This is a genomic window from Microbacterium sp. Bi128 (assembly GCF_918698205.1).
In genome coordinates, this window is the sequence record NZ_CAKKMM010000608.1 from 1 (window position 1) to 2909 (window position 2909).

Consider the following 2909-nt stretch of genomic DNA (forward strand, 5'->3'; position numbering starts at 1 on the left):
GTGGCGAACGTGAGGTTGTCATTGGAAAGATCCTCTTCTCAGCGGCAACGCTGCGGTCAGGCCGGTAGAACTGGTGTTACCAGTGTGACAAAAGTTATTTCTGTTACAAATGTGATCTATGTGAATCTCTCATGAATTGGCAATTAGCACAAGAACCGTTTGACATTCCGCAAACCCGTTTCCGGTGGAGTGTCGCCCGAAAGTCGCTCCAGGGGAGTCCCCCGGTGAAGCCGGGCGGCATTCCGGCGCGGCGGGACCGGCCATGACCGCAGCGTGAATTCTGCGGATGCCGACTAGGCGGCGGGGCACCGGCCGTGGCAATCTTTATGCGTGAGTAATGTAGAAAGCCTCGTGGGCGAATGGCTGCCCCTGCCCGATGTCGCACAGCTTCTGAACGTATCTATCACCAAGGTCCATGCATTGCTGGACGAGCGTGCGCTGGCGGCCGTGAGAATCGGCGACCGGCGCATCCGGTCCGTGCCTGCGGCTTTCATCCAGGACGGGCATGCGGTGGAGAGCCTGAAAGGCACCATTGTTGTTCTCTCAGACGCCGGATACTCGGATGAGGAACTGATCAACTGGCTCTTTACGCCGGACGATTCCCTCCGCGGCCGGCCCATTGACGCCCTGCGGGAAGGGCGCAAGACCGAAATTCGCCGCAGGGCGCAATCACTGGCCTGGTAAAAGCAGACCGGCAGCAACTGCGCCGGCAGCATCCCCCGGACGTGCCATGACGGGCCGTGCACAGCGCAAGCGCCGTGCACGGCCCGCCGCGTTTCCAGGCACCGTTTAAAAAGGCGTTACTGCCGTGAGGGCCGGGTTAAGCGGCGCGGCTGACCGTGGCCTCTGCCAGCCTGCGGAGCGCGGTTTTGGGCAGCTCCTGAAGCGGCAGCAGGTCCAGGGCGGCGAAGGCGGCCTTGCCGAACTCCTCGATGAGCACTTCCGTGGCCTGGAGTGCGCCGCAATCCACGATGATCCGCCGGATCTCCTCGATGTCCGCGTCGCCGAGATCGGGGCTGCCCAGCTTGGCGTCGATGAACTCTGATTCGGCCGCCGAGGCCTGGTCCAGGGCGAAGGCCACCAGGACCGTGCGCTTGCCCTCACGGAGATCGTCCCCGGCAGGTTTGCCGGTGGTGACGGGGTCACCGAAGACGCCAAGGACATCGTCCCGCAGTTGGAACGCCTCACCGAGCGGCAGCGCGAACGCGGAATAGCCGCGCAGCAGCTCGTCGCCGGCGCCGGCCAGGGCGCCGCCGAGGGCGAGCGGGTGTTCGGTGGAGTATTTGGCCGACTTGAACCGGATGATGGACTGGGCCCGGCTGACGGCCCCGGCGCGGTCCCGCCGGGGCCCGGCGACCTCTTCCAGGATGTCGAGGTACTGCCCGGCCATGACTTCTGCACGCATGAGGTTGAAGATCAGCCGTGCCGGGCTGCCGGAGGCGGCACGGTGTCCGATCTCCGTGAACGATTCCTCGCTGAAGGACAGGCAGAGATCCCCGGTCAGGATCGCTGCCGCGTGGCCGAACCGCTCGCTGTCCAGCGCCCAGCCCTGGGCCTCGTGCAGTTCAATGAACCTGCGGTGGACGCTGGGTCCGCCCCGGCGGGTGTCCGAGCGGTCAATGATGTCATCGTGGATCAGGGCCGCGGCCTGGAACAGCTCCAGGGCCGAGCCGGCGGTGACCACCTCGGCCGCGCCGGCTTCTCCGCCGGCGCCGCGCCACCCCCAGTAGCACATGAGCGCCCGCAGGCGCTTTCCGCCCGTGACCAGGTTTGAGATCGAGCCCATGAGCGGATCGATGTCCTGGGAGATCGAGGCCATGATGGCCTGTCGGCTGGTCAGGAACTCGGTGAGCTTGCCGGCGACGGCGGCCACGTAATCCGCCTGCTCGAGCCGCAGCTGTTCGGCGAGACTCACTTGACGGACTCGGCAGCGACGTTCGCACCGATCGTGAACGTGGACACCCCTGTTGTCTGCATGACGGAGATGTTCACGGTTTCGTTGTCCCCGCGCAGGAAGTCCTTGGAAGGCAGGGCACCGACGGTTTCCCCGGGTACGGGCTTGAATCCCTGCGCCTGCAGCCCCTTGGCGTAGAAAGCCAGGACATCGGCGGCCGGGGCGGTGATGCTGCCGACCAGTGCCGCGGTTGCCGGCACCGTGGTTTTGTCGAAGCTGCTGGAGACGACCTGGGCTCCTGGCATCAGCGGCAGGAGTTTCTGCGGGAAGCCGGGTACGAGGGCGCCGACCGTGGCTGACGTGCCGGGCTCCGCGGAAGGGCTGGGGGGAGCCGTGGTGGAGGACTGCGCAGAGGCGTCCGGGGTCGACGCCGGCGACGCCGCCGGGCTCCCGGTGCCGGCAGGCGTGCATGCGGCCAAGGCCAATAGCGCGCCAGCCGCCGCGATGGCGGCTGCGGCACGTTTGCGCTGTCCAAATACCTTCACAGGGACTTTCCTCCTGGGGTTGAAGCGGAATCAGCCTCCAGTTTAGTCAGTCCCCGGGCATAGGATTGAAGACGTGGGGCCGGACGCAGAGAATCAGCAGGGAGCACAGAGGAATATGCACCCCAACGGGCCCTCGAATGCGCAGTCCCAGATCCAGCCTGCCGGCAGCCTGGGCGGGGACTCACTGCTGGAACTGCGGCGCAGCAGCATCATGCACGTGGACATGGACGCCTTCTTTGTCTCCGTGGAGTTGCGCAGCCGGCCCGAGCTGAAGGGAAAGCCCGTGATTGTGGGCTACCCGGCGGACCGCTCCGTGGTGCTCTCCGCATCCTATGAGGCCCGCGCCTTCGGCGTCAGATCGGCGATGCCCATGGTGGTGGCGGCGCGCATGTGCCCCTCGGCTGTCACCATCGAGCCCCGCCACAAGCTGTACTACGAAGTGTCCGGCCAGATCATGGCAATCTTTGGTT

Annotated in this window: 3 protein-coding genes and 1 pseudogene; 2 read left to right on the top strand and 2 right to left on the bottom strand. The window is 65.8% G+C overall.

The window, feature by feature from the left end:
- Nucleotides 1-330 precede the first annotated feature (330 nt).
- Nucleotides 331-684, top strand: coding sequence for an Rv2175c family DNA-binding protein (locus LQV45_RS23660; RefSeq protein WP_026266238.1), 354 nt, complete (start codon nucleotides 331-333; stop codon nucleotides 682-684).
- A 136-nt stretch (nucleotides 685-820) separates the two neighbouring features.
- Here the strand turns inward: LQV45_RS23660 and LQV45_RS23665 are convergent, their stop codons facing one another.
- Nucleotides 821-1915, bottom strand: a complete 1095-nt coding sequence (locus LQV45_RS23665) for a polyprenyl synthetase family protein (RefSeq protein ID WP_028275891.1) — start codon at nucleotides 1913-1915, stop codon at nucleotides 821-823.
- Entirely contained in the window at nucleotides 1912-2439 is a 528-nt protein-coding gene (locus LQV45_RS23670) for a hypothetical protein (protein WP_028275890.1), read from the bottom strand. The genes LQV45_RS23665 and LQV45_RS23670 overlap by 4 nt, the downstream gene beginning before the upstream one ends.
- Before the next feature lie 115 nt (nucleotides 2440-2554).
- Here LQV45_RS23670 and LQV45_RS23675 point away from each other — a divergent pair.
- A pseudogene (locus LQV45_RS23675) lies at nucleotides 2555-2909 on the top strand (DNA polymerase IV); the annotation flags it as partial.